27 protein-coding genes are annotated in these 25,459 nt (G+C 60.3%); 4 read left to right on the forward strand and 23 right to left on the reverse strand.

All coding sequences use genetic code 11. The features are described 5' to 3' along the window. Positions 1 to 136 precede the first annotated feature (136 nt). The 5 genes from G452_RS21850 to G452_RS0111380 are packed head-to-tail and all read right to left on the reverse strand — an operon-like array spanning position 137 to position 4,964. Entirely contained in the window at positions 137 to 937 is an 801-nt protein-coding gene (locus G452_RS21850) for an ABC transporter permease (protein ID WP_235619613.1), read from the reverse strand. Then, positions 934 to 1,821: an ABC transporter permease gene (locus tag G452_RS21855; protein ID WP_027189205.1), complete on the reverse strand. Its 888-nt coding sequence runs from the start codon at positions 1,819 to 1,821 to the stop codon at positions 934 to 936. The genes G452_RS21850 and G452_RS21855 overlap by 4 nt, the downstream gene beginning before the upstream one ends. Next, on the reverse strand, positions 1,808 to 3,022 hold the full coding sequence (locus tag G452_RS0111370) for an ABC transporter substrate-binding protein (RefSeq protein ID WP_022662383.1): 1,215 nt from the start codon (positions 3,020 to 3,022) through the stop codon (positions 1,808 to 1,810). The genes G452_RS21855 and G452_RS0111370 overlap by 14 nt, the downstream gene beginning before the upstream one ends. Continuing rightward, on the reverse strand, positions 3,019 to 4,005 hold the full coding sequence (locus tag G452_RS19230) for an ABC transporter ATP-binding protein (protein ID WP_022662384.1): 987 nt from the start codon (positions 4,003 to 4,005) through the stop codon (positions 3,019 to 3,021). The genes G452_RS0111370 and G452_RS19230 overlap by 4 nt, the downstream gene beginning before the upstream one ends. Then, the gene (locus G452_RS0111380; protein ID WP_235619614.1) at positions 3,990 to 4,964 is read right to left on the reverse strand and encodes an aminoglycoside phosphotransferase family protein; all 975 of its coding nucleotides are present in this window, start codon (positions 4,962 to 4,964) and stop codon (positions 3,990 to 3,992) included. The genes G452_RS19230 and G452_RS0111380 overlap by 16 nt, the downstream gene beginning before the upstream one ends. Positions 4,965 to 5,120: 156 nt before the next feature. On the opposite strand from G452_RS0111380, the gene G452_RS0111385 reads away from it, so the two are divergent. Then, a complete protein-coding gene (locus tag G452_RS0111385; RefSeq protein ID WP_022662386.1) occupies positions 5,121 to 5,330 on the forward strand; it encodes a ferredoxin in 210 nt (69 codons plus the stop codon). Positions 5,331 to 5,728: 398 nt separating this feature from the next. Here the strand turns inward: G452_RS0111385 and G452_RS21140 are convergent, their stop codons facing one another. Next, positions 5,729 to 6,280: an HU family DNA-binding protein gene (locus tag G452_RS21140; RefSeq protein WP_022662387.1), complete on the reverse strand. Its 552-nt coding sequence runs from the start codon at positions 6,278 to 6,280 to the stop codon at positions 5,729 to 5,731. A gap of 610 nt (positions 6,281 to 6,890) precedes the next feature. Here G452_RS21140 and G452_RS0111395 point away from each other — a divergent pair. Then, complete coding sequence (locus G452_RS0111395) at positions 6,891 to 8,369, forward strand: cation transporter (protein WP_022662388.1); 1,479 nt, start codon at positions 6,891 to 6,893, stop codon at positions 8,367 to 8,369. 162 nt (positions 8,370 to 8,531) lie between these two features. Here the strand turns inward: G452_RS0111395 and G452_RS0111400 are convergent, their stop codons facing one another. The 17 genes from G452_RS0111400 to G452_RS0111480 form a co-directional block, all read right to left on the reverse strand. Next, complete coding sequence (locus G452_RS0111400) at positions 8,532 to 9,293, reverse strand: 4Fe-4S double cluster binding domain-containing protein (RefSeq protein ID WP_022662389.1); 762 nt, start codon at positions 9,291 to 9,293, stop codon at positions 8,532 to 8,534. A gap of 11 nt (positions 9,294 to 9,304) precedes the next feature. Next, positions 9,305 to 9,871, reverse strand: a complete 567-nt coding sequence (locus tag G452_RS0111405) for a type I restriction enzyme HsdR N-terminal domain-containing protein (RefSeq protein WP_022662390.1) — start codon at positions 9,869 to 9,871, stop codon at positions 9,305 to 9,307. A 105-nt stretch (positions 9,872 to 9,976) separates the two neighbouring features. Beyond that, a complete protein-coding gene (locus G452_RS0111410) occupies positions 9,977 to 11,404 on the reverse strand; it encodes an NADH-quinone oxidoreductase subunit N (protein WP_022662391.1) in 1,428 nt (475 codons plus the stop codon). Positions 11,405 to 11,416: 12 nt separating this feature from the next. Next, positions 11,417 to 12,955: a complex I subunit 4 family protein gene (locus G452_RS0111415; RefSeq protein WP_022662392.1), complete on the reverse strand. Its 1,539-nt coding sequence runs from the start codon at positions 12,953 to 12,955 to the stop codon at positions 11,417 to 11,419. 26 nt (positions 12,956 to 12,981) lie between these two features. Further along, entirely contained in the window at positions 12,982 to 14,769 is a 1,788-nt protein-coding gene (locus G452_RS0111420; protein WP_022662393.1) for a Na(+)/H(+) antiporter subunit D, read from the reverse strand. Next, positions 14,753 to 15,022 carry a hypothetical protein gene (locus G452_RS0111425; RefSeq protein ID WP_022662394.1) on the reverse strand — a complete coding sequence of 90 codons (270 nt, stop codon included), beginning with the start codon at positions 15,020 to 15,022 and terminating at the stop codon, positions 14,753 to 14,755. Before G452_RS0111425 ends, G452_RS0111420 begins: the two co-directional genes overlap by 17 nt. 9 nt (positions 15,023 to 15,031) lie before the next feature. After that, entirely contained in the window at positions 15,032 to 16,522 is a 1,491-nt protein-coding gene (locus G452_RS0111430) for a monovalent cation/H+ antiporter subunit D family protein (RefSeq protein WP_022662395.1), read from the reverse strand. A gap of 2 nt (positions 16,523 to 16,524) precedes the next feature. Then, a complete protein-coding gene (nuoK, locus tag G452_RS0111435; RefSeq protein ID WP_022662396.1) occupies positions 16,525 to 16,833 on the reverse strand; it encodes an NADH-quinone oxidoreductase subunit NuoK in 309 nt (102 codons plus the stop codon). Continuing rightward, on the reverse strand, positions 16,830 to 17,339 hold the full coding sequence (locus G452_RS0111440) for an NADH-quinone oxidoreductase subunit J family protein (protein ID WP_022662397.1): 510 nt from the start codon (positions 17,337 to 17,339) through the stop codon (positions 16,830 to 16,832). Before G452_RS0111440 ends, nuoK begins: the two co-directional genes overlap by 4 nt. A gap of 6 nt (positions 17,340 to 17,345) precedes the next feature. Further along, on the reverse strand, positions 17,346 to 17,936 hold the full coding sequence (locus G452_RS0111445) for a 4Fe-4S binding protein (RefSeq protein ID WP_022662398.1): 591 nt from the start codon (positions 17,934 to 17,936) through the stop codon (positions 17,346 to 17,348). An 18-nt stretch (positions 17,937 to 17,954) separates the two neighbouring features. Then, positions 17,955 to 18,926 (reverse strand): NADH-quinone oxidoreductase subunit NuoH, encoded by a 972-nt coding sequence (gene nuoH / locus G452_RS0111450; protein WP_027189208.1) that lies wholly within the window; start codon positions 18,924 to 18,926, stop codon positions 17,955 to 17,957. A gap of 9 nt (positions 18,927 to 18,935) precedes the next feature. Continuing rightward, positions 18,936 to 20,108: an NADH-quinone oxidoreductase subunit D gene (locus tag G452_RS0111455; RefSeq protein ID WP_027189209.1), complete on the reverse strand. Its 1,173-nt coding sequence runs from the start codon at positions 20,106 to 20,108 to the stop codon at positions 18,936 to 18,938. Between the two features lie 19 nt (positions 20,109 to 20,127). Continuing rightward, positions 20,128 to 20,661 carry an NADH-quinone oxidoreductase subunit C gene (locus G452_RS0111460; RefSeq protein WP_022662401.1) on the reverse strand — a complete coding sequence of 178 codons (534 nt, stop codon included), beginning with the start codon at positions 20,659 to 20,661 and terminating at the stop codon, positions 20,128 to 20,130. A 1-nt stretch (position 20,662) separates the two neighbouring features. Further along, positions 20,663 to 21,217 carry an NADH-quinone oxidoreductase subunit B gene (locus tag G452_RS0111465; protein ID WP_022662402.1) on the reverse strand — a complete coding sequence of 185 codons (555 nt, stop codon included), beginning with the start codon at positions 21,215 to 21,217 and terminating at the stop codon, positions 20,663 to 20,665. Further along, complete coding sequence (locus G452_RS0111470; protein ID WP_022662403.1) at positions 21,193 to 21,573, reverse strand: NADH-quinone oxidoreductase subunit A; 381 nt, start codon at positions 21,571 to 21,573, stop codon at positions 21,193 to 21,195. The genes G452_RS0111465 and G452_RS0111470 overlap by 25 nt, the downstream gene beginning before the upstream one ends. Before the next feature lie 196 nt (positions 21,574 to 21,769). After that, positions 21,770 to 23,092, reverse strand: coding sequence for a GGDEF domain-containing response regulator (locus tag G452_RS0111475; RefSeq protein WP_022662404.1), 1,323 nt, complete (start codon positions 23,090 to 23,092; stop codon positions 21,770 to 21,772). Next, a complete protein-coding gene (locus G452_RS0111480; RefSeq protein ID WP_022662405.1) occupies positions 23,089 to 23,811 on the reverse strand; it encodes a 2-phosphosulfolactate phosphatase in 723 nt (240 codons plus the stop codon). Before G452_RS0111480 ends, G452_RS0111475 begins: the two co-directional genes overlap by 4 nt. A gap of 133 nt (positions 23,812 to 23,944) precedes the next feature. Between G452_RS0111480 and G452_RS0111485 the strand changes: the two genes are divergently transcribed. Both G452_RS0111485 and G452_RS0111490 read left to right on the forward strand, forming a co-directional pair. Next, positions 23,945 to 24,898, forward strand: a complete 954-nt coding sequence (locus G452_RS0111485; RefSeq protein ID WP_022662406.1) for a UDP-glucuronic acid decarboxylase family protein — start codon at positions 23,945 to 23,947, stop codon at positions 24,896 to 24,898. Beyond that, positions 24,895 to 25,446 carry a D-glycero-alpha-D-manno-heptose-1,7-bisphosphate 7-phosphatase gene (locus tag G452_RS0111490; RefSeq protein ID WP_027189213.1) on the forward strand — a complete coding sequence of 184 codons (552 nt, stop codon included), beginning with the start codon at positions 24,895 to 24,897 and terminating at the stop codon, positions 25,444 to 25,446. Before G452_RS0111485 ends, G452_RS0111490 begins: the two co-directional genes overlap by 4 nt. Positions 25,447 to 25,459 lie beyond the last annotated feature (13 nt).

Here is a 25,459-nt window from a genome sequence, read left to right on the forward strand (position 1 = left end):
ACAACCGTGTTCCGGGGCTTTTACTTTTTCCGCGCCTTGAGCCCGATGTTCCGTCCAGGCACCTGCGCCGCCGCGCCGGCCGGGCCTGGGCACCGCGCCTTTGCACGCGCATCCGGGACTGCCGCCCTCTTCCGCCTCAGGCCAGCCCGCGCGCCCGGTAGCGGGCCGTCACGGCCAGCTCCACCAGGACAAAAAGGCCCAGTGGGACCAGCAGGAACAGCAGGGTCAGGACCGAGGCCACGCTGCGGTCCGAGGAGGTCAGCAGCGGGAAGAGATAGCCCGTGAACGAGGGCACCCGGCCGCCGCCGATGAGAAAAACGAGAAAATACTCGGAAAAGGCCACCAGGAAGACCACGGTTCCTCCGGCCACGGCGCCGGGCACTAGCAGCGGGAAATCCACCCGCCAAAAACGCGTCCAGACCCCGGCTCCGAGATTGCGCGCGCAGAGATCGTATTCCTCCCCGAAGCTCTGGTATCCCGCGACGAGCGCCCGAAGCATGTACGGGTAGCTGAAGGTCGTCAGGGCCAAAACCACGCCGGGCAGGGTGTCGGCCAGTCCGATCTTGAGAAAGGCGAAATGCACTCCCATGGAAAAGGTCATGGCCGGAGCCAGGGCCGGAGCCAGGAGCAGCCCTTCCACCAGAGGCTTGCAGGCGAAGCGGCGGCGGGCGAGATGGTGGGCCGGGGCAAGGCAGAGCGCGAAGCTCAGCAGCACCGTAAGCAGCGAATAGACCATGGAGGAACCGAGATGCCGCGCAATCGGCCAGGCCTGGGAAACGACGTATTGCATGGCGCGGGGGTCCGTTTCCCGTGGGAAAAGGCTCGGATAGCTCCAGCCGGGAGCGAGGACGTATCCTGCCAGCACCAGCAAAGGGAAGAGCGCGACCAGCGTCAGCCCCGCGAAGTACAGCACGGCACGCGCGGATTCCCTCCTCACAGCTTGCGCTCCCCGGCCTGGAGGCGCGCGGCCACGCGCACGTAGACGGCTATGAATGCCACGGAAAACAGGAACATGCAGACCAGTATGGCCATGGCCGTGGGTCGGTTTGCGAGATCGCGCTTGAAGTAGAGATTGTAGACCTCGATGGAAAGCATGCCCGGGTCGCTCTGCCCGAGCAGAAAGGGGATGTCGAACGCGCCGAAGGCGTAGAGGGTCAGGATGATGAACGCGGTGTGCATCACGGGCTGGAGGTGCGGCAGGATCACCCGGCGGAAGACCTGCCACTCCCCGGCCCCGAACATGCGCGCCGTTTCCACCAGTCGCGGGTCCATGCGCCGGAGCGCGGCCAGGGAAAGGAGCATCACGAACGGCGTGCCTTTGTAGACATACGCCAGGATCATGCCCACGCCCCCCGTATAGAGCGGCACCGGGAAGTCGTCCGGAACAGCGAGAAGGCCCACGGCGTGCAGCGCCGAAGAGAGCCAACCGCTGCGGCTGAACATGACCAGCACGATGAAGCCCACGGCGACATGGGGCAGGATCAGGGGCACCTTGTAGACGACGCCCGCACGTTGCAGGCCGCGCGGCAGCTTCCAGAACACATAGGCGAGGGCCGAGCCGATGCAGACAGGGAGCAGCCCGGAAAGCAGGCCGACCCAGAGCGACAGCCCGAAGGAACGCAAAAAGTGCGGTTCGAGAAGCCGGGCGTAGGCGTCGAGCGCTCCGCCGTCGTGGGGAAACGGCAGGCCGTATCCCAGGGACTGCATCACGGCCACGCCGAATCCGCCGAGAAAAAGCAGGCCGAACGGCAGGGCAAGGGGCGACAGCTTCAGCAGCGTGCGCCCCCACCCCGCCCGGCATTCCGGCTCAATGCAGGACATGCTCCTCCCAGCCCGCCTCCAATGCCTCCAGATATTCCGAAGGAATTTCCGGGACGACCGCACTGGTGAGCACGTCCGTGGGCAGCGTGGCCGCGCCCAGGTTCACGGCTTCGAACTTCGCACGCATCTCCGGGGAAAGCGTGCCCAGGTCGATGGCGGGGAAGTCCCCCCAGTTCGACGGCTCCAGCTTGGAAAGCTGCGCCTCGGGCGACATCAGGAAGTTCGCCAGGAGCATGGCGCCGGGCTTGTTCGCGGCGTTGAAGGGAATGGCCGTGAAATGCAGATTGTAGAGCGCGCCTTCGGCCATGATGAAGGTCCGCACGGACTTGGGATAGGTTCCTTCGAGAATCTTGTTCTGGGCATGCAGGGGGTGGTAGGACATGCCCAGGTCCACTTCGCCGCGCTGGAACAAGGTGTCCAGGGCCGCGCCGTCCTTGGGATATGCTTGGCCCTTTTCCCAGAGATAGGGCTTGATGTCGTTGAGATAGGCCCAGAGCAGCGGCGCATTGTGGTCGAAAAGGGTCTGATTGAAACCGAGCATGTATTGCTCGTAGCCGCCCGTGAGCGCGTAGAACGCCTGCCGCAGGAACGCCGATCCCGTGAAGTCCGGCGGCTGCGGGTAGGTGAAACGGCCCGGATGCTCGCGAACCCAGGCAGGCAGATCCACGAACGTTTCCGGCGGGTCGCTCCGCGCCGTGTCGAATTCGAACACGAACTGAGCCTGCCCCAAAGGAGTTTCATAGCCTTCCACGGGGAAACCGAAATCCATGGAAGCCTGTTCCTTGTCCGCGTGGCTCACGAAATTCGGCAACTGCTCCGCATACGGTCCGAACAGTGCATTCGCGGTCTTGAGCTTCTTGAAATTCTCGCCGTTGACCCAGAGCAGGTCGATGGGGCCGGAAGCTGTTCCTGCCTGCTTTTCCGTGAGCAGCTTGTTCACGAAGACGCCCGCATCCATGGGCACGCGCTCCAGGGTGATGTCGTAGCGGCGTTTCATCTCGTCGGCCACGTACGTATCCACCCATTTGTTCACGTTGGGAAATCCGCCGTACATGTACCAACGCACGGTCGTGCCCCGGCCTGCCTCCTCGATTTCGGGCCACAGCGCCTGCGTCCAATCCTTGTCCTTCGATTCCGGACCGTTGCCGGAACACGAAAACAAAAGCATGGCCAACGAGATCAAAACGACGAGACGTTTCATTGCTGCTCCTTTTTTTCCGGGTCGATGCAATCCGTAATTTCCAGACTGACGCGATCACCGGGCTGCAAGCTTCCGGAGCCGCTGCCCGGTCCGTACGCCATGATTTCGACCCCGGCGACGGCCACCGTGTATTTCATATGATTCCCCGCGAACGCGGCCTTCAGCACCAGAGCCGGACCGGTTTCGTCCGCACGCAGGAGCACGGACTCCGGACGCACGAACACGCCGCCTTCTCCCCCTCCGCGCACAGAGATGCCGATCGCCCGGCGCGCATCAGGCGTCAGCTCGTTGACCGGCCCCAGGAATGCCGCCGCTTCCCGGCTGACGGGCCGCGCATAGACCTCGCCGGGCGTGTCGTACTGCACGAGCCGTCCCTCCAGCAGCAGCCCGATGCGGTCGGACATGACGAAGGCTTCTTCCAGATCGTGGGTTACGCTGATGGTTGTCACACCGAAGGCTTTCTGCGTGTTGCGGATGAATTCCGCCGTGGAGAGCTTGAGATTGCGGTCCAGGTTGGCGAAAGGCTCATCAAGCAGAAGCAGCATGGGGTTCACCACCATGGCCCTGGCGATGGCCACGCGCTGCTTCTGCCCGGCGGAGAGCTGATTGGGGAAATCATTACGTTTCTCCCAAAGCTGAAAATACTCCAGCACGTCCCGGACCTTGGCCCGCACCACCTCGCGCGGAAACTTGCGCACGCGCAGGCCGAACGCGGCATTCTCGAAAACGTTGAGATTCGGAAACAGCAGGTAATCCTGAAACACGAGCAATACGGGCCGTTCCTTGCTCGGTGGCTCCAGGAACTCCAATCGACCCGCGTCCTGACGTTCCAGCCCGGCGATGATCTTCAGCAGGGTGGTTTTGCCCACGCCCGATGGCCCGATGATGGACACGACCTCGCCGCGCTCCACCTGGAAGCTCACATTGCGAAGCACGGGCTGGTCGCCGTACATAAGGCTCAGATCGGCTACGCCAAAAAACATTCCACGCCTTCCAGGTATCGTTTGATGGTGGCGAACGTGTCTTCGTTGCGCAATGCCCGCTCCGCCTCGGCATATTCGTGATAGGCCATGAAGCACCAGGACAACCCGCGCAGAAGGATGGTCTTTTCCAAAATGGCCGTACGATGATCCAAGGCTTCCGGGTCAAGGACTTCCCCGGTTTCCCGCTTCCACTGGCTCGCGTATTCCGCCAGGAAGGCCGCCCGGGCTTCAGGCGTGAAGCGGTAATTCGTCTTCCAGAGGGTCGTCGTGGGAGCGAGAAAATGGCCCAAGTCCTGATGCCTGCTCGAAAGCACGGCTTTTTCCCAGTCCACAAGCCAAGCCCGCTCTCCTTCGACGAGAAAATTGCCCGAATTGACTTCGGTGTTCACGATCACCTGGGGCTCGCCGATGAATTCGCCTTGGGTCGCGGCATGCAGTTCCATGATCTCGGCATGGTACGCAAGAAGTCGCTTGCCGACATCCGGCTTGGCGTGGTTCGGCAAATGACGTCGAATCAGGCCGAGACTCTCTTCCGCGATGTCGCGCACGGGATCCGGCTGGCACACCAGCCCGCCGCATTCCGGAGACTTCGAAAGGACATCCTTCGGAATCTCAACGGAGTGCACTCGCGCGAAGATCCGGGCCGCCTTGTCCGCGTCGCGTTCATATGCAAACGGCCCGCCCGGCAGGTATTCCATGAGCAACGCGCCGCCCCCAAGTCCGCACACCGCCGAGGCCAGGGCCAAAGGCCGCGGGGTGACATCCGATCCAGAAAGCAGATTCAGCACCCTGAATTCATATTCGATCTGATTCGCAAGGCCGAGCTGGCTTCCGTGGTTGATGCGCAGAACCCGTTTCCGGTCCCGTGCAAGCAGCAGCCAGTTCTCATTGTATTCGCCCTGCGCCAGGAAACGCAGGACAACATCTCCGCCCTCATGCGGGAGCCAACCTTCACGCACCAGGCAACGCCGAATCTGCTCTTCCCATTCCATGCCCTGTTTTGCCACATCCCGGCATTGCAGACAATCATTGCGAAAGATATCGGCTTTTTCCGAAACATCGCTTGCGCCGCATAGATGACGGACTTATTTTCAAGGGAAGCAGGAGATACAAACATGTCCGAATCCGAAAGCAAGCGCCACGTGACCCTGAATCTGGAACATTGCCACGGCTGCATGGGCTGCGTTGAGATGTGTCCGGAAGTCGTCGGCTGGAACGATGCCAACGACCGCCCATATCTGAAGCGCCTGGACGTGACGGAAGAAGAAATCCGGGAAGCCATGGCCTGTTGTCCCAAGGATTGTTTCGAATCCGAAGAGGACTAGACCAGACCTCCTGCGGACTTCGCGCGGGGTCGTTTATCCGGACCAATGCCCCACGCGGTGATTCCGGACCGCGTGACCGCGGGACATCCCTCGAAGCCACGGATTGTTCCAGACGCCCTGCGGTCGTCAGTGTCCTGCGGCCTTGGCCCGGCTTATTTGGGGCTCATCCGGCTCAAGCGCATCACTGCGGGAGGCGGCGCCAGCGAGCGCGGGAACCCGGAGCCAAACGAAAGTCCACGCGGGCGAAAACATGGCCCGCGTGGAAGACACCGCGCTCGTTACGAAAGGGCGCGCTCTTCGCTCCAGGCCGGCGCGCCGCAAGCGATACGACCTGGGCGTGTGTCGATCCGAGAAAACAGGACCGCTTCCCGAAAGCGGTCGCTCAAGCCGAACAAGCCCTAAAAATGCTTCATGGCCTTTTCCCAGGCGTCCTTCAGCTCGCCAAAGGCCTTGCCAAGACCATCCTTGACGTCCACCCAAGCCTTGCCGCTGGAGTCGGAAGCCTTCTTGATCTGCTCGCTGACGTTCTCGTACATGGCTTGGGCCTTGTAGAGGTATTGCTTGGCGTCCTTGCCGAGCTGGTCGGCATTCTTGATCTTGGATTCGATCTTGCCCCTCAAGTCGCCCGCCAGAAGGCAGATATCCTTGAACTTGAGCCAGTCCGGACCGAAATGGCAGGAGGCGGCTTTCTTCAATTCGCTGCCCGGTGAAAACTTGGCCACCCGGCGAGCCTCAATCAGCAAGGGTTCCCCGGTCTGGGGGTTGCGTCCGGTGCGGGCTTTTCTTTCCGAGGTTGAAAACGTGCCGAATCCCCTGAGGGGAACGGTGCCGCCCGCTGCCAACTCATCCTTGATGGATTCCAATACGACGTCGATCACCTTGTCGCCCTGGGCGACCGAATCCAGCCCGGCCCTCGCGGCCAGGGCTTTGGCCAATTCCTGCTTGGTCATGGTATCCTCCTAGGGAAATTGAAAACGACGATACCTCAAAACGATGACATGTGACAATGCGTGCCGGGAACAACGCCCTGCGAACGCTGATTTCAAATTCCATGATCATGTATGCAACAAGCTGATTTAACTGAATCGACATCGGAATATTTCCAACATGCCCTTCAGAGCCATATTTCCAAGACTCAAACCCACAAACATTCGCTTGAAAATGCGTTTCTCCGCATCAAGATCTTACCTCCGCGCAATGCCGCGCCCCTCCATGCTGCTGTACTTGGATTTTCATTCGTAGTATGTGGCGCTGCTCGCCTGTGCTCCAGGCAGCCCCCTTTGACCGTCCGTCCACCTTCCCAGAATCCGGTGCACGACGAATCTCGATTTGCGCAGTTGACCTTTCCTATCTCCGTTTGATTCAGAAGTATCTTTGCATTGGCCTAGTACACGTGAGCGGAACACCACTGAGACCCGATACTGGGTCAGTGCTGAAGCAAAACAGCCTCCATGCACGGAATGTTTGGCGCATTTCGGATCAAGCTAGATTCTTCGCCGTTTTCTCGCATTGTCAATTTCATGAGGCTTAACAATTCTCAAAATCAGGAATATTCGTCATATGCAAACGAATTCATATACTGAGCACGCGAAAGAAAACCTACCGTTACAGTTCAAGGTGTTGAAGCTGTCGCTGCTTATTGACGTATTTTCCTGTCTTCCTGTCGTAGCGATAGCCATACTTTCAAACTCGATGATACTTTTTACTGATATTTATGATTATTCATACAATATCATTTCCGGAATCATCTCTGTCACCATTGTCAACAAATTGATCAAAGGAAAGATCACATCTTACGACTATGGATCCGGGAAACTGGAAAGCATGGGCTCTCTCGTCATCTCCGCATTGGTGATCATGGGCTTGATCTCAACAGCGGCACTATCAATACACCGCATTTATTATCCGCAGAGCTTGAATATTGATTTTTCGCTGATCGGCTTTGCAATCAATTTTATCGCCTTGATCATCAACATCATCTTATGGCTAAGAGTGCAAAAAATAGCCGCAGTCTCAAATTCGCCGATAATGAAATCTCAATGGAGACTGCACCGCGCGAATGCAATTGTTAATATGTTTGTATTTATATCATTGCTTGCAGCAATATTGTTCCGAGATTTTTCTTGGGGTTTTATTATAGACCCTGTCTGCGCCATATTGTTGGTCTTTGCTGCTGGATATGCTTTTGTAGGTCTGATCAAGGAAAGCCTGAACGACCTCCTGGACAAAACCCTTGATGAAGACCTGCAGATGAAAATTCTCAGGAGATTAGCGGAACACCATGACTGGTACGATTCTTTTCACAGTGTAAAATCCAGGAAATCAGGCAAGAAGATAATTATCGACATTACGCTTGGCTTCACACCTGCCAAGACAGCGGGAGAGATGTTTGAACTGACTGGAAGACTCAAAGAAAAACTTGAAAACGACATACCTGACAGCGAAGTGCAGATCATCTCGCGGATCGACAAAGAGTTTGATGAGACAAATATTGCGAGAAAGTCATTAAGCAAAATACGGATTCTACCAATCACGGAAGCCGACCTTACGGACTCCATGGAGTTGGCCAGAAGATATCTTCCATCAGACAATCCTGAATTGATTCTAAATGTGCTGAAGGAAAGCTGCATGCTTGGCACCAACAGTGAAGAACTCTTGAAAGAGAACATAGTGAACCCACGCTACTGGGTAGCATTGAGCGACGACAAATTAATTGGTTTTTCTGGATACTATTTCTATTCCCATGAGCCTGATTCCGTGTGGGCGGGTTGGGCCACTGTTGATCTGCGCCTTGGCCTGCTTTCGGCAAGGGCTGCCAACAACCTGTTTACAAAAGTCGCTTACGAAGCAAGAAAAACAGGAAGAAAATACATAAGACTCTGCACAAGCGCCTTACCTGAAGAAGCCATGGCAAACAAAATACATTCCAAGTTTGGCTTTGAGATCTATAAAACAGACATTGACTGGGACGGAGTTGAGCTGCTTTACAAGCAAGCCGAAACAGAATCTGTCTTTGAAAAATTCCAGAAGAATGCTTGAAGAGAGTAATACAGAATTTTAACCAGCTCCGATCCATCTGTCGGGCTGCGACCGACAAGCGCCAGCTTCGCGGACCGGACTCTCTCCCACAAGTTCGACAGCAAACCCGCAAGGCTCCCAAGGCCTTGGAAGTGCGTGGCGTCGAGCATCATCCCGCTGGACTCATCCAGCTTGTGCCGAGGCCTTTTTCGGTCGGCCCCACGGGCAGGCCCGGATGCATACCCCGCAGATGGGGTGCTCGATATGTTCGAGCTTTTTGTTTTCGACCATGACGCGCTGCTTGCAGCGTTCGAAGAACAAGGCTTCTTCGCGGCGTTGGTAATGGCTCTCGGTGTTCACGTTGCGGATGGCTCCGACAGGGCAAGCGTCGGCACAGGCGCTGCACCCCGCGCAACGGTTCCTCAAAGGCTCATCCGCGACAAAAGGCGCATTCGTCAGGATGCTGACCAACCGGATTCGCGGGCCGTACTCCGGGCTGACCGTCAGCAGGCTTTTGCCCTGCCAGCCCACCCCCGCGGCCACGGCCACGGCTTTATGCGAGACGGCTCCCCGCAACTCCGAGGCATCCACTGTTTTGGATGCCGGGATGGGCAGCGCCGACCAGCCCCTCTCCTGAAGCCAGAAGGCCGAACGGGCGGCAAGACCGTCGAGCATGGCGTTCACGACCTGATAATGCTCATGGTAGAGCGGCGTGGGCACGTCCTCGATCATGTCCAGCACCGCGTCGGAAAGGTGCAGTGCCAGGCTCACGGCGCGGGGATACGCCCCCCACAGCCCTTCGGGCCGGGTCGGCAATCCGTGCAGCCGCGCAGTATCGGCAATCCCCACCAAATGAGCGCCCATATTCCGGGCCGCATCCTTGAACTGCGAAGTCAACTGTTCCGACATCGACAACCTCAAAGCAAATGGGATCTCGCGACGCATTGAGCGTATCTTCAGCTTTTTTGGAACGGGCCGCAGCATTCGCTGCTGCAACAGCTGTCCAGAAGAAAGCCGTTGTATGCATGAAAAATACGTTCCAACTTGGACCGCTGGTCCGGGCTGAGCGGCGTCCTGTCCGCCTTTTCCGCTGCGCGCTGCAACTCTTCCCAGCGGGGCACGGCCCGCATCCCCTCTTCCAATACTTCTCCGCTCGCCGGATCAATGAGTGCGGCGTCCCGGCTGTCCGTGGCCAATGCCAGAGGAGCGGGTCCGTTGTCGATGAGCCTTGCGGCCACGGCGGTTTCCCGGACAAAGCTGCCGACGCAGCCCGAGCAGAAGACTACCACGAGGAGCGGTCTGCCCGCGTCATCGTAGGCCACGAGGTCGAGATTGCGGTTGAACCTCTCCCCGTCCACTTCGTAGCTGAAAGGCACCTTGGCCCGCAGCCGTTCGCGCGGGTAGCCGAGCTCCTCCACGAGAAGACGGGCCAAAGCCTGCCGGAATTCCTCGTAGGTGGTTTCCTCGATTTCCTCTCCGGTCAGATAATCCCGCAACGTGTTGCCGAGACTGACTTCATGCATGAGTACCTCCTTGGCGGCCCGTGCCGTCCAAGTACGAAATAACACGGCAGAAAAAAAAGGGGAACTTCCGCGGAAGTTCCCCCTGGAATGCTGTTCGCCGACAGGCTACGGCACGAGGGCCTTGCCCGCCTGGATGGCGATGTTGAAGACCGGGCCGGGCACCAGGCCGAAGATGAAGACCACGGCGGCGAGCAGGCCCGCTCCGGCAACGCTGAACGCGCTGGTGTCGGGCAGGGGCATGTCGTCGTCGGCTTCATGAGTGTAGGCGTGGCGCACGAGGCTCAGGTAGTAGTAGATGGCGATGGCGCTGTTCGCGGCCAGGACGATGACCAGCCAGTTGTAGCCGTTGTCCCAGGCGGCCGTGATCAGGAAGAACTTGCCCATGAAGCCCATGGTCGGCGGCAGGCCCACCAGGGCGAAGGCGCCCACGGCCAGCGAGAGAGCCAGGGCCGGAGAACGCTTATAGAGGCCGTTCAGATCGTCGAGCCGCAGGTTGCGGCCATCCACGGCCACTCGGCTGACGACCCAGAAGCAAAGCAGGTTCATCAGGATGTAGGCCAGGGCGTAGAACGCGGCGGCGGAAAGGCCCTGAGCCGTGCCCGCGACAAGACCGACCATGACGTAGCCCGCATGAGCCACGGAAGAGAAGCCGAGCAAGCGCTTGATGTCCGTCTGGGCCAGGGCCGAGAGGTTGCCGAAGGTCATGGAGATGGCACCGAGCACCGCGAGAAGGGTCGTGATCTCCATGCCGGGCTTGAGCAGCACGGCAAGACGGATGAGCACCACCACCGCGCCGAGCTTGGGCAGCGTGGCCACATACGCGGCGGTCTCGTTGCTGGAGCCTTGGTACACGTCCGGACACCAGAAGTGGAACGGGAACAGGGCCAGCTTGTAGAACATGCCTGCCAGGAACATGGACAGCCCCGCCACGGCCATGGGATTGGCCGCGAAGCTCCAGTCCATCTTGGCCATTTCGGAGATGTAGCTGCTGTGCGCTCCGGCGAGCACGTAGGAGAAGCCGAACAGGGCGATGGCCGTGGCCACCGCGCCGAAGAGGATGTACTTGATGCCCGCCTCGGCGGCTCTCTTGTCCGTGGCCCGCAGCGGAATGATCGCATAGAGGCTGTAGGAGGAGAGTTCCAGGGCGAGATAGATGGTGATGAGTTCCACGGCCGAGGAGATGATCATCAGGCCGAAGGCGGACAGGGCCAGGAACAGGAAGTAGTCCGCGCGCTGGCCTTCCTCCAACGTCGGCTGGCGGGTGGCGTTGACCACCGCCACGAAGAAGCCGAAGGCGATGGCTCCCTTGAAGAACTGGGACATGGAATCCACATTGTAGACCCCATAGAACATCAGTCCCTGCGGCGACCAGAACGAGATGATGGTCACCAGCACGCCGAGGCCGGCGAAAAAGGGCAGCCATTTCTCAACGGGCGGTTCCCAGTCCCTGCTGCCCAGGCTGAAGATGAACAGCGCCGTGATGAGCAACAGCAGGTACAATTCCGGGACGATAGCGATCAGGTTGAAATTCACGTTCGCAACTCCCTAGTTCTTCACCGGTTCCGCGGTCCCGAAGAGATCGCGGGCGGCCAGTTGCAACGGTTGTTCTTCTTCCACCTGCACGATCTGGGATCTCTTCTGGAAGTCGTCGAGCAGCTTCTCGATGGAAGGATCGATGAGCTTGAAGAAGATGCCGGGTTGCAGGCCTATGTAAAGCACGAACACGGCCGGGATGGTCAGGAAGACCCACTCGCGGGAGCTGAGATCCTTCCAGGTCTTGGCGCTGCTCGGACGGCCCCAGGCCATCTTCAGCGAGACGCGGAACATGTACGCCGCGCCGAGAAGCGCGCCGGGCACGATGCACGCGCCGAGCCAGGGGTTCGCGGTGAACGTGCCCACAAATACGAGCAGTTCGCCCACGAAGCCGTTGGTGCCGGGGAATCCGAGAGAGGCCAGGGCGAAAAGCCCCCAGAAGAACATGAAGGCGGGTAGATACTTGCCAAGCCCCATGTTGTCCTTGATCTCACGGCTGTGGCTCCGTTCGTAGACGGCGCCGATCATCATAAACATCGCGCCGGTGACGATGCCGTGGTTGAGCATCTGGAACAGCGCGCCTTCGACCCCCCTCAGGTTGAAGAGGAAGATGCCGAGGGTCACGAAGCCCATGTGCCCCACCGAGGAGTACGCCACCAGTTTCTTGATGTCCGTCTGTCCGAGAGCGACCGCACCGCCGTAGAGAATCGAAGCGATGGAGATGCCGATCATCAGCGGCGCGAAGTATTCGCTGGCCGCCGGGGTCAGGGGCAGACAGAAGCGCAGGAAGCCGTACGTTCCCATTTTCAGCAACACGGCCGCCAGGATCACGGAACCGGCCGAGGGGGCCTGCACGTGGGCCGCGGGAAGCCATGTGTGGAACGGGAACATGGGCACCTTGATGGCGAAGGCGAGCGCCATGGCCAGGAAGCACCAGAACTGGAACCGGAAGCTGAAGTTCATGGTCATCAGCTCCGGAATCGAGAAGGTGCCGCCCGCCACCCGGAAGGCCACGATGGCCACCAGCAGCATGACCGAGCCCGTCAGGGTGTAGAGGAAGAACTTGATCGAGGCATAGCGGCGCTCGTCGCCGCCCCAGACCGCGATCAGCAGGTACATGGGTACCAGCATCGCCTCCCAGAAGACGTAGAACAGGACCAGATCGAGCGCGCTGAACACGCCGATGCAGGCGCTGGTCATGAACAGGAGGCAGAAGTGGAACTCTTTGATTCGTTTACCGATGTAGGTCCAGGAACACATCACGCAGAGCGGCAGCACGGCGATGGTCAGCAGCACCATGAGGTAGCTGATGCCGTCGATGCCGATGTGGTATTCCAGACCCCACTCGCCCACCCAGGGAATCCGCTCGACGAACTGGAACTCGGATGAGAAGTTGAACCAGTAGAGCGGGATGGCCAGGATCAGCTCCACTATGGAAGCGATCATGGTGTACATCCTCACGGCTGCGTCGCCGCGAATGATGAACAGACCCGCCGCCGCCAAGAGCGGGAACACTATCAATGTGGTCAGAACCGGATAGCCGAAGTCCAAAGCGCGTCTCCGTTAGTTTTTCCGGTCTAGGCGAGGTACCAGACCAGAGCGAACACACACAGCGCCAGAATGGCGGCCAGCCCAAGGTAATCCTGCAAGCGGCCTGTCTGCACCCTGGCGCCAAGCTTGCCGACGTTCATGACCGAATAGGCCGACCCGTCCACGACGGTGTCGATGCCCTTGCGGTCGAACCAGGCGGAGCCTGAAGCGAGTCCCAACAGCCCGGCAAGACCGCCGACACGATAGACCTCGGTCCAGCGGTCGTCGATCCAGGCCAGGGGACGGCAGACCAGCCACAATACCAACTTCCCGATGAGACGATAGAAATAATCGAAATCGAGATTGAGCTGCTTGTGCGGAGTGATGATCTTCCTGCAGAAGTAGAACGCCAGACCCGAAAAGCCGAGAATCAGCAGGGACTGAAGCACATGCCAGGTGGTCCAGGGCACGTACATTTCCTCCACCGCGAAGGGCAGGTAGGCGTACAGCATCTGCGGATAGACGCCCTGGGCGATACACAGAGCGCCGCCCATGCTCATGGCCAGATACATGTTCCAGGGGATGGGCTTGAGCGTGCGGTCGCTGAGCTTCTTCCCGCCCCAGAAGGCGAAATACGGAAGCTTGATGCCCACCGAGATGAACGTGCCCACCGCAGCGATCTCCATGCCCGCAGCCAGCCAGGGGCGATGCGCCTCGGCCGCGCCGGTGATGGTCATGGTCTTGGAAATGAATCCGTTGAACAGCGGCCAGCCGGAGATGGACAGAGCCGCGATCATATAAAGCAGCATGACCCAGGGCAGCTTGCCGACCAGGCCGCCGAGCTCGTCGAGCTTCTGGGTTCCGGTCGCGTAAAGCAGGCAGCCGACGCCCATGAAGAGCAGGCCCTTGTACAGGATGTGCGCATAGGCGTGGGCGCAGGCGCCGTTCAGCGTCATGGCCGTGCCGATGCCGATGCCCGCCACCATGTACCCGACCTGGGATACGATGTGGTAGGACAGAATCCTGCGGGCGTTATTTTCCATGCAGGCGTAAAGCACGCCGTACACCGCCATGCAGGTACCCGCCACAGCCAGGATCTCCCAGCCCGCGAAGCCTCGGCAAAGCACGTAGACCGCGGTCTTGGTGGTGAAGGCACTCATGAACACCGAGCCGGTCACCGTGCCGCGGGGATAGGCGTCCGGCAGCCAAGCGTGCAGGGGAACCACCGCCGAGTTCACGCAGAAGCCCGCGAGAATCAGCCAGTGGTAGAAATGCGCATTGGCCGGGTTGATGTACTCGAAGGCGAAGGAACCCGTGGCCTGATACTGGAAGAGCAGCCCGGCCAGCAGGAACAGGCCGCCGACCGTATGGTACAGGAAGTACCGGAAGCCTGCGCGGGTGGAGGCTTCGTTGCGGGCCAGCCAGATCAGGAAGGTCGAGCCGATGCTCATCAGCTCCCAGAACACGAAGAGCGTCAGGTAGTCGCCCGAAAAGACGCAGCCGAGGCCGCCCGCCACATAGAGCGCGGCGCAGGCGTGCTGCATCTTGTCTTTGACGTGCAATGCGTAGGTGAACCCGATCAGCGAGACGATGGAAAAGACCTGGGCGAAGATGATGGACAGTTTGTCCACCCTGCCGAGGACGAGCGTCTCACCCATCCAGTTCAACGTGCCGTAGACTCCCGGCTGCATGGCGAAGACCGAATAGACGGCGATGAGCGGCGGCAGAAGCAGCAGCCAGCGCCAGTATTTCGAATCTCCCTTGAAAAAGGGCAACGCCAGGGCCAGGGCCAGAAACCCTAACGATGGATGGATGAAACTAGTCGCCTGAATCATAGAATTCCTCGTTCCGAGCGATGAAGGGCTGAACGATTTTCTTCATGACGATAACCATGGCCAGACCGAACACGAGCCCGAAGCCAGCCCAGAACCCCGTATACTTGTCGATCACGAAATGCGGCTCATGCGTGTTCCAGATGAAGTTGAGGCCGACGAGGACCGCGAGGATCACGTACATGATCGTCCGGAAGGTACTCCCCTTCTCCCTCAGCTTCTCGAAGAAAGCGCCGAGCGGTGTGAGTTCCGCCATTACAGCCCCCTAGAAGATGCCGTTGCCGAGCACCTTAATGAAGTTCAGGAACGTCTCCGGGAACAAGCCCAGGAAGACCGAGATCAACGCCGTGGTGAAGAGCGGAATGACCATGGTCTTGGACGGTTCGGAATACTGCTCCAAATTTGCACCGGGCAGCGGCTTGAAGAAGAAGGCCCGGATCAGAATGGGTACGAAGTATCCGGCGTTCAGCGCCGTGGAAAGCAGGAGAGCCACCAGCAGCACGGTCTGGTGCGCGGTGAGCGCGCCGTTGACCAGGTACCACTTGGAGACGAACCCGCAGACGGGCGGCATGCCGATCATGGACAGCGAGGCGATACCGAAGGCCGCGAAGGTCCAGGGCATGCGCCAGCCGTATCCGTTCATTTGGCTGATCTTCTTGTTGTGCGTGGCCACATAGATGGCGCCCGCGCAGAAGAACAAGGTAATCTTGGAGAAGGCATGGTGCGGGATGTGCATGATGCCGCCCTGCACCGCCATGGGGGTGAGCATGCAGACGCCGACCACGACGTAGCTGAGCTGCGAGACCGTGGAATAGGCCAGTCGCGCCTTGAGGTCGTCTTTCGTCAGTGCGATGAGCGATGCCACCACGATGGTGAAGGCCGCGAGGTAGGCCGTCGGGATGCCCAGGAAGAGCGAGTTCATGGTCTCCAGACCGAACCCCGAAAGGACGATGCGGCAGACCGAGAACACACCGGCCTTCACAACCGCCACCGCGTGGAGCAACGCCGAAACGGGCGTGGGCGCGACCATGGCCGAAGGCAGCCAGTTGTGGAACGGCATCAGCGCGGCCTTGGCCAGACCCGCGATGTACAGGGCGTAGGTCACGGTCACGAGGTAGGGATGATCCGCCACCACCTGGGCCGGGAACATGCCCGTGACGATGTTGCCGAGCTGGAAGTCCAGCGTGCCGCAAAGCACGTAGGTCAGAACCATTGCCGGCAGCAGGAACAGCTTCGACGTACCCATCAAATAGACCAGGTACTTCCTCGCTCCCGTGAAGGCCTCTTCGTCCTCGTGGTGCGCGACCAGAGGATACGTGAAGACCGTGATGACCTCGTAGAAGAGGTAGAGCGTGAAGACGTTGGCCGAGAAGCTGACGCCAAGAGCGCCGAAGATGGCAATGGCGAAGCAGAAGTAGTAGCGGGTCTGGGCGTGTTCGTTCAGACCGCGCATGTAACCGATGTTGTAGCTTGTGGCGAACATCCAGAGGAAGGAGGCGATCAGGGCGAAGATGATGCCCAGGCCGTCCAGGCAGAAGCTCACCGAGATGCCCGGCATGATGGTGAACAGCTTGTAGTACAGGATCTGGCCGTTCAAGATCGCCGGCACGAACGAAAGGTTCGCCAGGAAGGTCACGGCGCCGGCGATCAGGGAGACCGCCTCGCGCTTGTAGATGTCCTTCCTGAAAAGCCAGATGAAGTACGGCGCGAGCAGTGTCACCGCCAGGGGCAGAAGCAGGCGTGCGCTCTCAGTCATAGCTAATCCTTCAGCGTGGAAACTTCACGGGTTTTGGTGGTCCCGAATCTCTTGGCTACCACCACGATGATGGACAGCACCAGCGTGGCCTCCGCCGCAGCGAGGCCCATGACCAGAAGCGTGCCCAGCTGGCCCAGAACGGCGTCCGCCTCGGTAAGCTGGGAGGCGGCCACGATGGACAGTCCCGCCCCGTTGAGCATCAGCTCCACGGAGATCAGCATGCCGACCAGACTTCTGCGCTGGACGATGCCGAACAGGCCCAGGCAGAGGAGCAGGAGCGCAACCAGTTGATAGAGTGTCAGCGGACTCATTTCTTCCCCCTCTTCTCCAAGGCGAGCAGCACGGCTCCGGACATGGCCACGAGCAGAACCACGGAGATCAGCTCGAAGGCCAGGAAGTAGGATTCAAGCAGACCGTGCCCGAGCTGCTGGATGGTCACGTCGGCCGGGGTCGTCAGACTTGCCGGCGGCTTGTTCATGATCAGCCAGGAGAGCACGCCGCCCACGGACATGATCGCGCCGAGGGCGTAGAGGTGTTGCCGGATGGGCGATCCCTCGCTCTCGTCGCCGCGCCCGTGCGCGTCGGTGAGCATGACCGCGAAAAAGATCAGCACGGCCACCGCGCCCACATAGATGAGCAGCTGCATGAACGCCATGAACGGAGTTCCCAGGAGCATGTACATGCCCGCCACGCCTATGAGCGTGCTGATCAGACCGATCAGGGCGCGCACCAGGCTGCTGCTGCCCACCGCCACGATCCCGCCGCCCAGGATGATGAGCGCGTAGATCCAGAATGCGATTTTAGCCATCAGTTCCATAGTGCCTTACGCCTCTTTGCTTGCCGCTTCGGCCGTCTCGGCCTTGGGGGCCGTCCCGGACGCCTTGGCGGCGTTTTCCGCCTGTCGCTCAAGTCTTTTCAGCAGGTCGAGCTTGAAATCCTTCCTGCTGGTGCCGACAAAATAGATATTGTGGGAATACTGAAGCGATCCAACCGGGCAATTCTCGATACAGGTGCCGCAAAGGCTGCACAGGCTGTAGTCGTAGAGAAACTTGGCCGGTTCCTTGGGAGCCTTGGGCTTCTTGACCTCTTCGCCGCGTGCTTCGGCTTCCTTCATGGCCTGCTCCTCTTCGGGAGTGGGCTTGGGAGCCTTGGCCTTGACCACCGTCAGACAGCCGCTCGGACAGTTGGTCACGCACATCATGCAGCCGATGCACTTGGGCTTCGCCGGATTCTTCGGCTTGGGCACGAGTTCCACATGGCCGCCGAAGGTCTGTTCCACTTCCGGGTCCACGGTCTGGCGCGGGTAGTGCACCGTCACCGTGGGCTGGAGGAAGTACTTTCCCGTGACCTTGAGGCCCACGAAGAGGCTCCAGAGGTCTTTGACGCTTTGGAAGATATCTTTCACTGCGCTCATAATCTCTACCGCACTCCCCTAGAACACCTTCATGAAGAAAGCGGTTCCCAAAAGGTTCAGGGTGGCCAGTGGCAGGAGCCACTTCCAGTTGATATTCAGCAGCTGGACAAAGGTGACGCGGGGGTAGGTCCACCGGATCCACATGATGAACAGGACGATAGCGTAGACCTTCGGGATGAACCACCACCAGCCGTCCGAGCCGAAAGGCCCCTGGAAGCCGCCGAGGAAGAGGACCGCGGCAACGCTGGAGACCACGACCATGTAGCCGTATTCCGCCAGGAAAAAGAGGCCGAAGCCCATGCCCGAATACTCGGTATGGAAGCCCGCGGTCAGTTCCGACTCCGCTTCGGGCAGGTCGAACGGGGCGCGGTTGGTCTCGCCCACGGCGCTGATGATGAAGATGATGAAAGCCAGGGGCTGATAGACCAGGTTCCACTGCCAGGGCCAGGGCCCCTGCCCATCGGTGATCGCCACGAAGTCGAGCGAGCCGGTCATGAAGGCGATGGCCAGGACCGAAAGCAGCAGCGGGATTTCATAGGCCACGGACTGCGCCACGGCGCGGCCGGCGCCCAGCAGGCCGTATTTGTTGTTGGAGGCCCAGCCCGCGAGAAGCAGGGCAAGCACGTTGAAGCCCGCAAAGGCCAGGATCAAGAGCACTCCCAGGTCGACCTGCATGCCCGTAAGGGTCGGGCCGTACGGAAGCACCAGGAAAAGCAGCATCACCGGCAGCATGGACAGGATCGGTGCCATCCAATACAGGATCGGGTCCGCTCCGCTGGGCATCAGCAACTGTTTGCACATCAGCTTGACGCCGTCGAAGAGCGCCTGGATGATGCCGTGGGGACCGGCCTCGAACGGACCGGGACGACGCTGGATGAAGCCGGCGACTTTCCGCTCCAGGTAGACCAGCACCAGTGCGTTGATGCCGACCCAGGCCAGCGTGATGACCAGTGCGATGATCAAATGCAAGAGTTGGGGATGAATACTCATTCGCGCTCCCTACCTGTCGATTTCCGGAATGATCAGGTCCAGGCTGCCGAGAACCGCCACGGCGTCCGCAAGCAACATGCCCTGGGACGCTTCGGCGAAGCAGCTCAGATTCGAGAACCCCGGCGCGCGCAGCTTGACGCGGTACGGGGTTTTGCTGCCGTCGCTGGCCACGTAGAATCCGACCTTGCCGCGCGCGCCTTCCACGGCGAAGTAGGCTTCGCCGGCGGGCATCTTGGCGGTCGGCTTGGGCGCTCCCTTGACGAGGAACGGTCCCTCGACGCCGGACAGCTGCTCCAGAGCCTGTTCGATGATGTTGCAGCTCTGCTCCATTTCTTCCATGCGCACCAGATACCGGCCCATGGAGCAGGCAGTGGTCTGGGTCGGCACCTTGAAGTCGAAGCGGTCGTAAATGCCGAAGGGTTCGGAAACCCGCAGGTCGTAGGCAAGGCCCGCGCCGCGTGCGACAGGGCCAGTGGCTCCGTAGCGGGCGACCATGTCCTGGTCGATGATGCCGATGTCCTCGACGCGCTTTCTGAGGATGATGTTGTCCGTGACCAGATCCTTGTACATGGGCAGACGCTGGCGGAAGCGGGCGATGAAGGCCTTGGTGCCTTCGATGAATTTCTCGTCCAGGTCCGCGGAGACGCCGCCGAAGCGGAAGTAGGAATAGGTCAGGCGCGAAGCGGTGGGCCGCTGAAGCAGGTCAAGCAGCATTTCGCGGTCATCGAACGCGTACATGATCGGAGTGAACGCGCCGAGGTCCAGAATGTAGGCGCCCCACCAAAGCAGATGCGAGGTGAGGCGGTTCATTTCATGGGTGATCACGCGGATGTATTCGGCGCGCTCCGGAACTTCGATGCCGGCGAGTTTTTCCACGGCGCCGCAGTAGGCCCAGTTCCACGAGAGCGGATGGCCGTAGTCCACGCGCCCCAGGTTGGGCATGAACTGGCCCCAGGCCTTTGTCTCGCCCATTTTTTCGTGCATGCGGTGCAGGTAACCGAATACGGGCTCCGCGCGCAGGATGTATTCGCCGTCGAGTTCGAGAACGACCCGAAGCACGCCGTGGGTGGACGGGTGCTGCGGTCCGAGGTTCAAAATCAGGGAGTCGGGCCGGGCTTTCTTGGCGAAATTCCTGGTGTAGAAGTCGCCGCCGACCTGTTCCATATCAGGGTAACGTGTCATGGCTCAATCCTTCCGTTGCCTAGCCCGCAGTGGGGGCTTCTTCCGCGGGCTCGTCCGCAAACAGGGCCTTGATCGCATCGGTGCAGACCTCGGGCTCGCCCAGGGACATGACCGACTTCAAGGCGAGACGCCTCTTGTCGTCCTTGAGCAGCGGCGGATCAATGCGTTGATCGTCTTCCGCGGGCAGCAGAAGCGGGATGAGGTTCTCGTGGCCCTCGAAGTTCACGCCGTGAAAATCGTAGGTCTCCCGCTCATGCCAGTCCGCGCCCTGGAAGATGTCGGAGATGGTCGGAACGCTGGGATTTTCCCGCGAAACGAGCACCTTCAGGGTGATCCGACCGGGACGGGACATCTTGTCGAAATGGTAGAGAAGGAGAATGCCGTCCGTGGTGTCCAGGGCGAGCACGTCCTCGATGTGCCAGGCGTCCTCGCGCAGCCGCTGCACGGCCTTGCGCAACACGGCAGGCTTGAGGAACACGACCCACTCTTGCCCCGTGGCGGCGAAATCGGCCTTGACTTTGCACTCCAGAGGGAGGCCGTCGAACAGATTCATGTTAGCCCTCCTCCTTCAAAGCGGGAACAGGCCACCAGCGCTTGCCGCCGGTCATCTTCTTCTGAAGCTCGAAGAGCCCTTCGAGCAGTCCCTCGGGGCGCGGCGGGCAACCGGGAACGTAGACGTCCACCGGAATCAGCGTGTCCACGCCTTCTACGAGGTTGTAGGCATCCTTGAACTTGAAGGGGCCGCCGGAAATGGCGCAGTTGCCCATGGCGATGACGTATTTGGGAGCCGGCATCTGCTCGTAGAGCCGAACGATGGAGGGAGCCATCTTCTTTGTCACCGTTCCCGCGACGATCATCAGGTCGGATTGCCGGGGCGAAGGACGAAAGACCTCCGCACCGAAGCGGGCGAGGTCGAAGCGGGCCATGCCCGTGCTCATCATTTCGATGGCGCAGCAGGCCAGGCCGAATGTCATGGGCCACACGGACATGGCGCGGCAGACATTGAGGATCTTGTCGACGAGCTGAATCTGTACCAGCGCAGGTTCGACGGTCCCCAGGGTTTTCCTCAGGGTGCCCGTTTCTTCTACTGGTTGATGCGACGCGGCCATGTAAACACCCCTTTAGCCCAGAAGTACACGATGGAAACGGCCAGAACGAAGAGGAAGATGAACACCTTGACGAACGGCAGCCAGCCTTCGGTGGAACCGTAGACCGTCGCCACCGGGAACAGGTAGAGCACGTCCACGTCGAACGCCAAAAAGATCAAGGCGTAGCAGTAGTAGGAAATTCCCCATTTGACCCAGGAGCTTCCGTAGGGCTTCATGCCGCATTCGAAAGACATCCCCAGATCGCCTCCCTTGGCCTTGGGCCCGAGCAGAACGGCCAGGATAAGCGGGCCGACCGCAAACAGAAGCCCGCCGAGCAGAAACAGCACTATGGCGAGATGCAACCAACTGAAGACCATACGTGAACCTCTAACCCCTTGGTTTGCGCGGCGGCCCGGAACCGCCCGGACACACGCCACCTACACGGAATGGTGCTTTTTTTTGCCTCATAACCCAAGTCACGTCAAGAACTTCGTGAAATATTTCATGTAGTGCAGCGATATTCCAGGCCTGGCCTACATCGCGGCGCGGACACGAAAATCCACACCAAAAAGGTCATGATTCTCCGTCGCAATCGACGGAGCACAGGCTTTTCCCAGCCCGTTTGGCGGAATACATGGCGGAATCCGCCTTGCTGAGCAATTCTTCCGGTTCCACGGCATCGTCCGGAAAAAGGCTGATGCCGAGCGTAGCCCCCACAACATGCCGGTCGCCCTTGATCTCGAACGGCTTTTCCAGCGCCGCCAGCAGGTCGCGCGCCACCTTTTCGGCGCTGGCCATGTCGTCCACCGCGGAAAGGAGCACACCGAATTCATCCCCTCCCAGGCGGGCAAGCGTGTCGGAAGAACGAACGCGCCGCTTGAAGCGGTCGGCGACGCCGCGCAAGACCTCGTCTCCGGCCTGATGCCCGTAGCCGTCGTTGACCTTCTTGAAATCGTTGAGATCGATGAAGATCACGGCGACCTTGTGGCCGTAGCGCCGCGCGCTTTCCAAGAAATGCTCCAGGCGGTCGAAAAAGAGGGTCCGGTTGGGAACGTCCGTGAGGTCGTCGAAGTGCGCCTTCCGGTGCAGGTTGATTTCGCAGAGCTTACGCTGGGTGATGTCCTCGATGACCCCCTCCACGAGGATGGGCCCGGAGCCGCGAACCAGTCTTGAACTTTCGGAGAGCCAGACGATTTCCCCGTCCTGCCGCCGAACCTGGAATTCCCAATTGGAAATGTAGCCCTCTTCCTGAAGGATGGACAGGTAGCGCTCGCGCTGCTCCTGATCGACGGCTATATTCTTGAACAATTCCGGAATATTCAACAGCTCGCCGGGCGACGAGTACCCCAGCAGGCGGGCCAGGGCGGGATTGGCGTCGGTCACGGTGCCGTCGAAGCGCATCTGAAAGATTCCTTCCACGGCCTTGACGAAAAACGTGCGGTATTTTTCCTCGGCCTGCCCCAGGGCCTCGGCCGCCTGCTTGCGTCGGTGGATTTCGTGCTCAAGGCGCAGCTTCTGGCGATGCAGGTCCAGGAAGACCTTGACCTTGCTGCGCAGCATGTAGGGATCAACGGGGCGGAAAAGATAATCCACGGCACCGGCCTCATAGCCGAGCTTGACCGAAGCCTCGTCCTGGAAGATGGACGTCACGAAGATGACCGGCACGTGCCGCCCGCGGTCCAGGGCCTTGATGGCCCGGCAGGTGTCGTAGCCGTCCATGCCTGGCATCTGGATGTCCAGCAGGATCAAGGCGAAATCGTGATTCTTGACCAGTTCCACGGCTTCGTGCCCGTTCTCGGCCATGCGCACCTTGCAGTCGTCCTGCTTGAGGAGCTGCTCCAGGAGGACGAGGTTCATGGGCGTGTCGTCAACGATGAGAATTTCCAGCAGGTTCAAGCCGCGCCTCCTTGTGGTGCGTTGGCCGCATCGCAGCGGCGCTCAACCCGGAACACTCCCTGCCCGTCCGGAACGGCGTCCAGGGCGAAGTCGAAACGGTCAAGATCGGTGCAGAAGTCGAAATCCTGTTCCGGTGCGTCCGCACGGGCGGAGTCGAAGAACACCGAGGCCGAAGGCAGGTTGCGCAAATATTTGCGCAGCGCCTCGTAGCTGTTCGGATACCCCTCCACCGCATTCTTCAGGAACATTGCGCACATGGTATCTTCCAGGCTGCGGACTTCGCCCCGGTCGCCGGGCGCCAGAAGCAGCACTTCGGGCGCGGGGCTATTTTCCAGAACGTCTACCACAGCCGCGGCGCCGATAAAAGAGCCCAGGAGCACCCGCTTCGCATTTTCTACGGCGTGAACCGCGGGCGTGCCCGCATCCGTGGCCAGCACCACGGTGCGCGCGGCCAGGTTCTGTTGCAGCATGATGGTGGGAGAGTTGGGAAAATCGAATCCGGCGGGCATGCGGCCGTCGCGTTCTCCGACAAGAATCCAGTCGGGATGGTCACCCCGAAGTGCGAGCGCCTGTTCCGCGTCGCGGGCGAGGAGGACTTCCTTCGCTCCCGCGTCCAGGGCGGCGTATGCGCTGGCCCAGGCTCGAAACACGTCGACAACCACGACGAGTTCGCACTCATACGGGCCGCCGACCAGGGTTTCGGCAATGGACAAACGCATGCAATCCTCCGGTTTGACCGGAAGATATTTCACATTTTCAAGAGGCAGTAAAGAGGGGGCCGCAATTCTTGATTAATGCACCAAGAGGTCGTATCCAGACAATGAAAGCGACAATTTGCCCAACGGAGTATCCATGCACTGCCGCAAACGCGTTCTCGTCACCGGCGGAGCCGGCTTTCTCGGCTCCCACCTCTGCGAATCCCTGCTCGCCGAAGGCCACGAAGTTCTCTGCGTGGACAACTATTACACGGGCGGCAAGGGAAACATCCTGCATTTGATGGACAATCCGCGTTTCGAGCTGCTGCGTCACGACGTGACCTTCCCGCTCTATGTGGAGGTCGACGAAATCTACAGCATGGCCTGCCCGGCCTCGCCGATCCACTACCAGCACGATCCGGTGCAGACCACCAAGACCTCGGTGCACGGCTCCATCAACATGCTCGGGCTGGCCAAGCGCATCAAGGCCAAGATCCTGCTGGCCTCCACCTCGGAAGTCTACGGCGACCCCGGCGTGCATCCCCAGACCGAAGACTACTGGGGCAACGTCAACCCCATCGGCCCGCGCGCCTGCTACGACGAGGGCAAGCGCTGCGCGGAAACGCTCTTTTTCGACTATCGCCGCCAGCACGGCCTGCGCATCCGCGTGGCGCGCATCTTCAACACCTACGGTCCGCGCATGGCCGTGAACGACGGACGCGTGGTCTCCAACTTCATCGTCCAGGCCCTGCGTAACGAGCCTATCACCGTCTATGGCGACGGCTCCCAGACCCGCTCGTTCTGCTACGTGGACGATCTCGTGCGGGGGCTGCGCGCCTTCATGGACATGGAAGAAGACTTCCCCGGCCCCATGAACCTCGGCAATCCCGTGGAATCGAGCATCCTGGAAATAGCCGAGCGCATTGTCCGCCTTACCGGCTCGACCTCGCGCATCGAACTGCGCCCCCTGCCGGAGAACGATCCCACCCGCCGCTGCCCCGACATCGGCCTGGCCAAGTCCAGGATCGGCTGGGAACCGGGCGTGCTGCTGGAAGACGGGCTCAAGGAAACCATCGCCTACTTCCGGCGCGCGCTGGAGTGCAGGCCATGAGCGCATTGATTCTGCTCGACCGCGACGGCACCCTGATCAAGGAAAAAAATTATCTGTCCGACCCGGACGAGGTGGAGCTGCTGCCCGGCGCGGCCCAGGGGCTGCTCCGGCTCAAGAGCCTGGGCTGCAAGCTGGCCGTGGTCAGCAACCAGTCCGGCGTGGGAAGGGGCTTTTTCACCCCGGAAGACGTGGCGCGCTGCAACGCCCGGCTGGCCGAGCTGCTGGCTGCGGAAGGCGTGGAGCTGGACGCGGTGTATTTCTGCCCGCACGGGCCGGACGAAGCCTGCGAGTGCCGCAAACCGTCGCCCGGCATGGGCTGGCAGGCCTGCAAGGATTTGGGATTGCCGCCGGAAAAGACCTTCGTCATCGGCGACAAGCCCTGCGACGTGGACCTCGGAACGCGTCTCGGAGCGCGCAGCGTGCTGGTTTCCACCGGCTACGGCGCGGAATCCCTGGCCGCCTGCCGTCCGGATTTCGCCTCCAGCGACCTCATGGAGGCGGCGGACTGGATCGCCGTCCAGCTCAAGGCCGACGCCCGCAAGAAGTGATCGCCCGCCGGGC

Source organism: Paucidesulfovibrio longus DSM 6739 (assembly GCF_000420485.1).
GTDB classification, from domain to species: Bacteria; Desulfobacterota; Desulfovibrionia; order Desulfovibrionales; family Desulfovibrionaceae; genus Paucidesulfovibrio; species Paucidesulfovibrio longus.

Coding starts and splice junctions, on each gene's coding strand:
- G452_RS0111405 (WP_022662390.1), bottom strand. CDS start 9,871: ATGCATGAAGTCAGTCTCGGCAACACGTTGCGGGATTATCTGACCGGA.
- G452_RS0111395 (WP_022662388.1), top strand. CDS start 6,891: ATGCAAACGAATTCATATACTGAGCACGCGAAAGAAAACCTACCGTTA.
- nuoK (WP_022662396.1), bottom strand. CDS start 16,833: ATGAGTCCGCTGACACTCTATCAACTGGTTGCGCTCCTGCTCCTCTGC.
- G452_RS0111490 (WP_027189213.1), top strand. CDS start 24,895: ATGAGCGCATTGATTCTGCTCGACCGCGACGGCACCCTGATCAAGGAA.
- G452_RS0111425 (WP_022662394.1), bottom strand. CDS start 15,022: ATGGCGGAACTCACACCGCTCGGCGCTTTCTTCGAGAAGCTGAGGGAG.
- G452_RS19230 (WP_022662384.1), bottom strand. CDS start 4,005: ATGTTTTTTGGCGTAGCCGATCTGAGCCTTATGTACGGCGACCAGCCC.
- G452_RS0111480 (WP_022662405.1), bottom strand. CDS start 23,811: ATGCGTTTGTCCATTGCCGAAACCCTGGTCGGCGGCCCGTATGAGTGC.
- G452_RS0111460 (WP_022662401.1), bottom strand. CDS start 20,661: ATGAATCTGTTCGACGGCCTCCCTCTGGAGTGCAAAGTCAAGGCCGAT.
- G452_RS0111430 (WP_022662395.1), bottom strand. CDS start 16,522: ATGACTGAGAGCGCACGCCTGCTTCTGCCCCTGGCGGTGACACTGCTC.
- G452_RS0111385 (WP_022662386.1), top strand. CDS start 5,121: ATGTCCGAATCCGAAAGCAAGCGCCACGTGACCCTGAATCTGGAACAT.
- G452_RS21855 (WP_027189205.1), bottom strand. CDS start 1,821: ATGTCCTGCATTGAGCCGGAATGCCGGGCGGGGTGGGGGCGCACGCTG.
- nuoH (WP_027189208.1), bottom strand. CDS start 18,926: ATGAGTATTCATCCCCAACTCTTGCATTTGATCATCGCACTGGTCATC.
- G452_RS0111465 (WP_022662402.1), bottom strand. CDS start 21,217: ATGGCCGCGTCGCATCAACCAGTAGAAGAAACGGGCACCCTGAGGAAA.
- G452_RS0111445 (WP_022662398.1), bottom strand. CDS start 17,936: ATGAGCGCAGTGAAAGATATCTTCCAAAGCGTCAAAGACCTCTGGAGC.
- G452_RS0111420 (WP_022662393.1), bottom strand. CDS start 14,769: ATGATTCAGGCGACTAGTTTCATCCATCCATCGTTAGGGTTTCTGGCC.
- G452_RS0111455 (WP_027189209.1), bottom strand. CDS start 20,108: ATGACACGTTACCCTGATATGGAACAGGTCGGCGGCGACTTCTACACC.
- G452_RS0111440 (WP_022662397.1), bottom strand. CDS start 17,339: ATGGAACTGATGGCTAAAATCGCATTCTGGATCTACGCGCTCATCATC.
- G452_RS0111370 (WP_022662383.1), bottom strand. CDS start 3,022: ATGAAACGTCTCGTCGTTTTGATCTCGTTGGCCATGCTTTTGTTTTCG.
- G452_RS0111470 (WP_022662403.1), bottom strand. CDS start 21,573: ATGGTCTTCAGTTGGTTGCATCTCGCCATAGTGCTGTTTCTGCTCGGC.
- G452_RS21140 (WP_022662387.1), bottom strand. CDS start 6,280: ATGACCAAGCAGGAATTGGCCAAAGCCCTGGCCGCGAGGGCCGGGCTG.
- G452_RS0111400 (WP_022662389.1), bottom strand. CDS start 9,293: ATGCGTCGCGAGATCCCATTTGCTTTGAGGTTGTCGATGTCGGAACAG.
- G452_RS0111485 (WP_022662406.1), top strand. CDS start 23,945: ATGCACTGCCGCAAACGCGTTCTCGTCACCGGCGGAGCCGGCTTTCTC.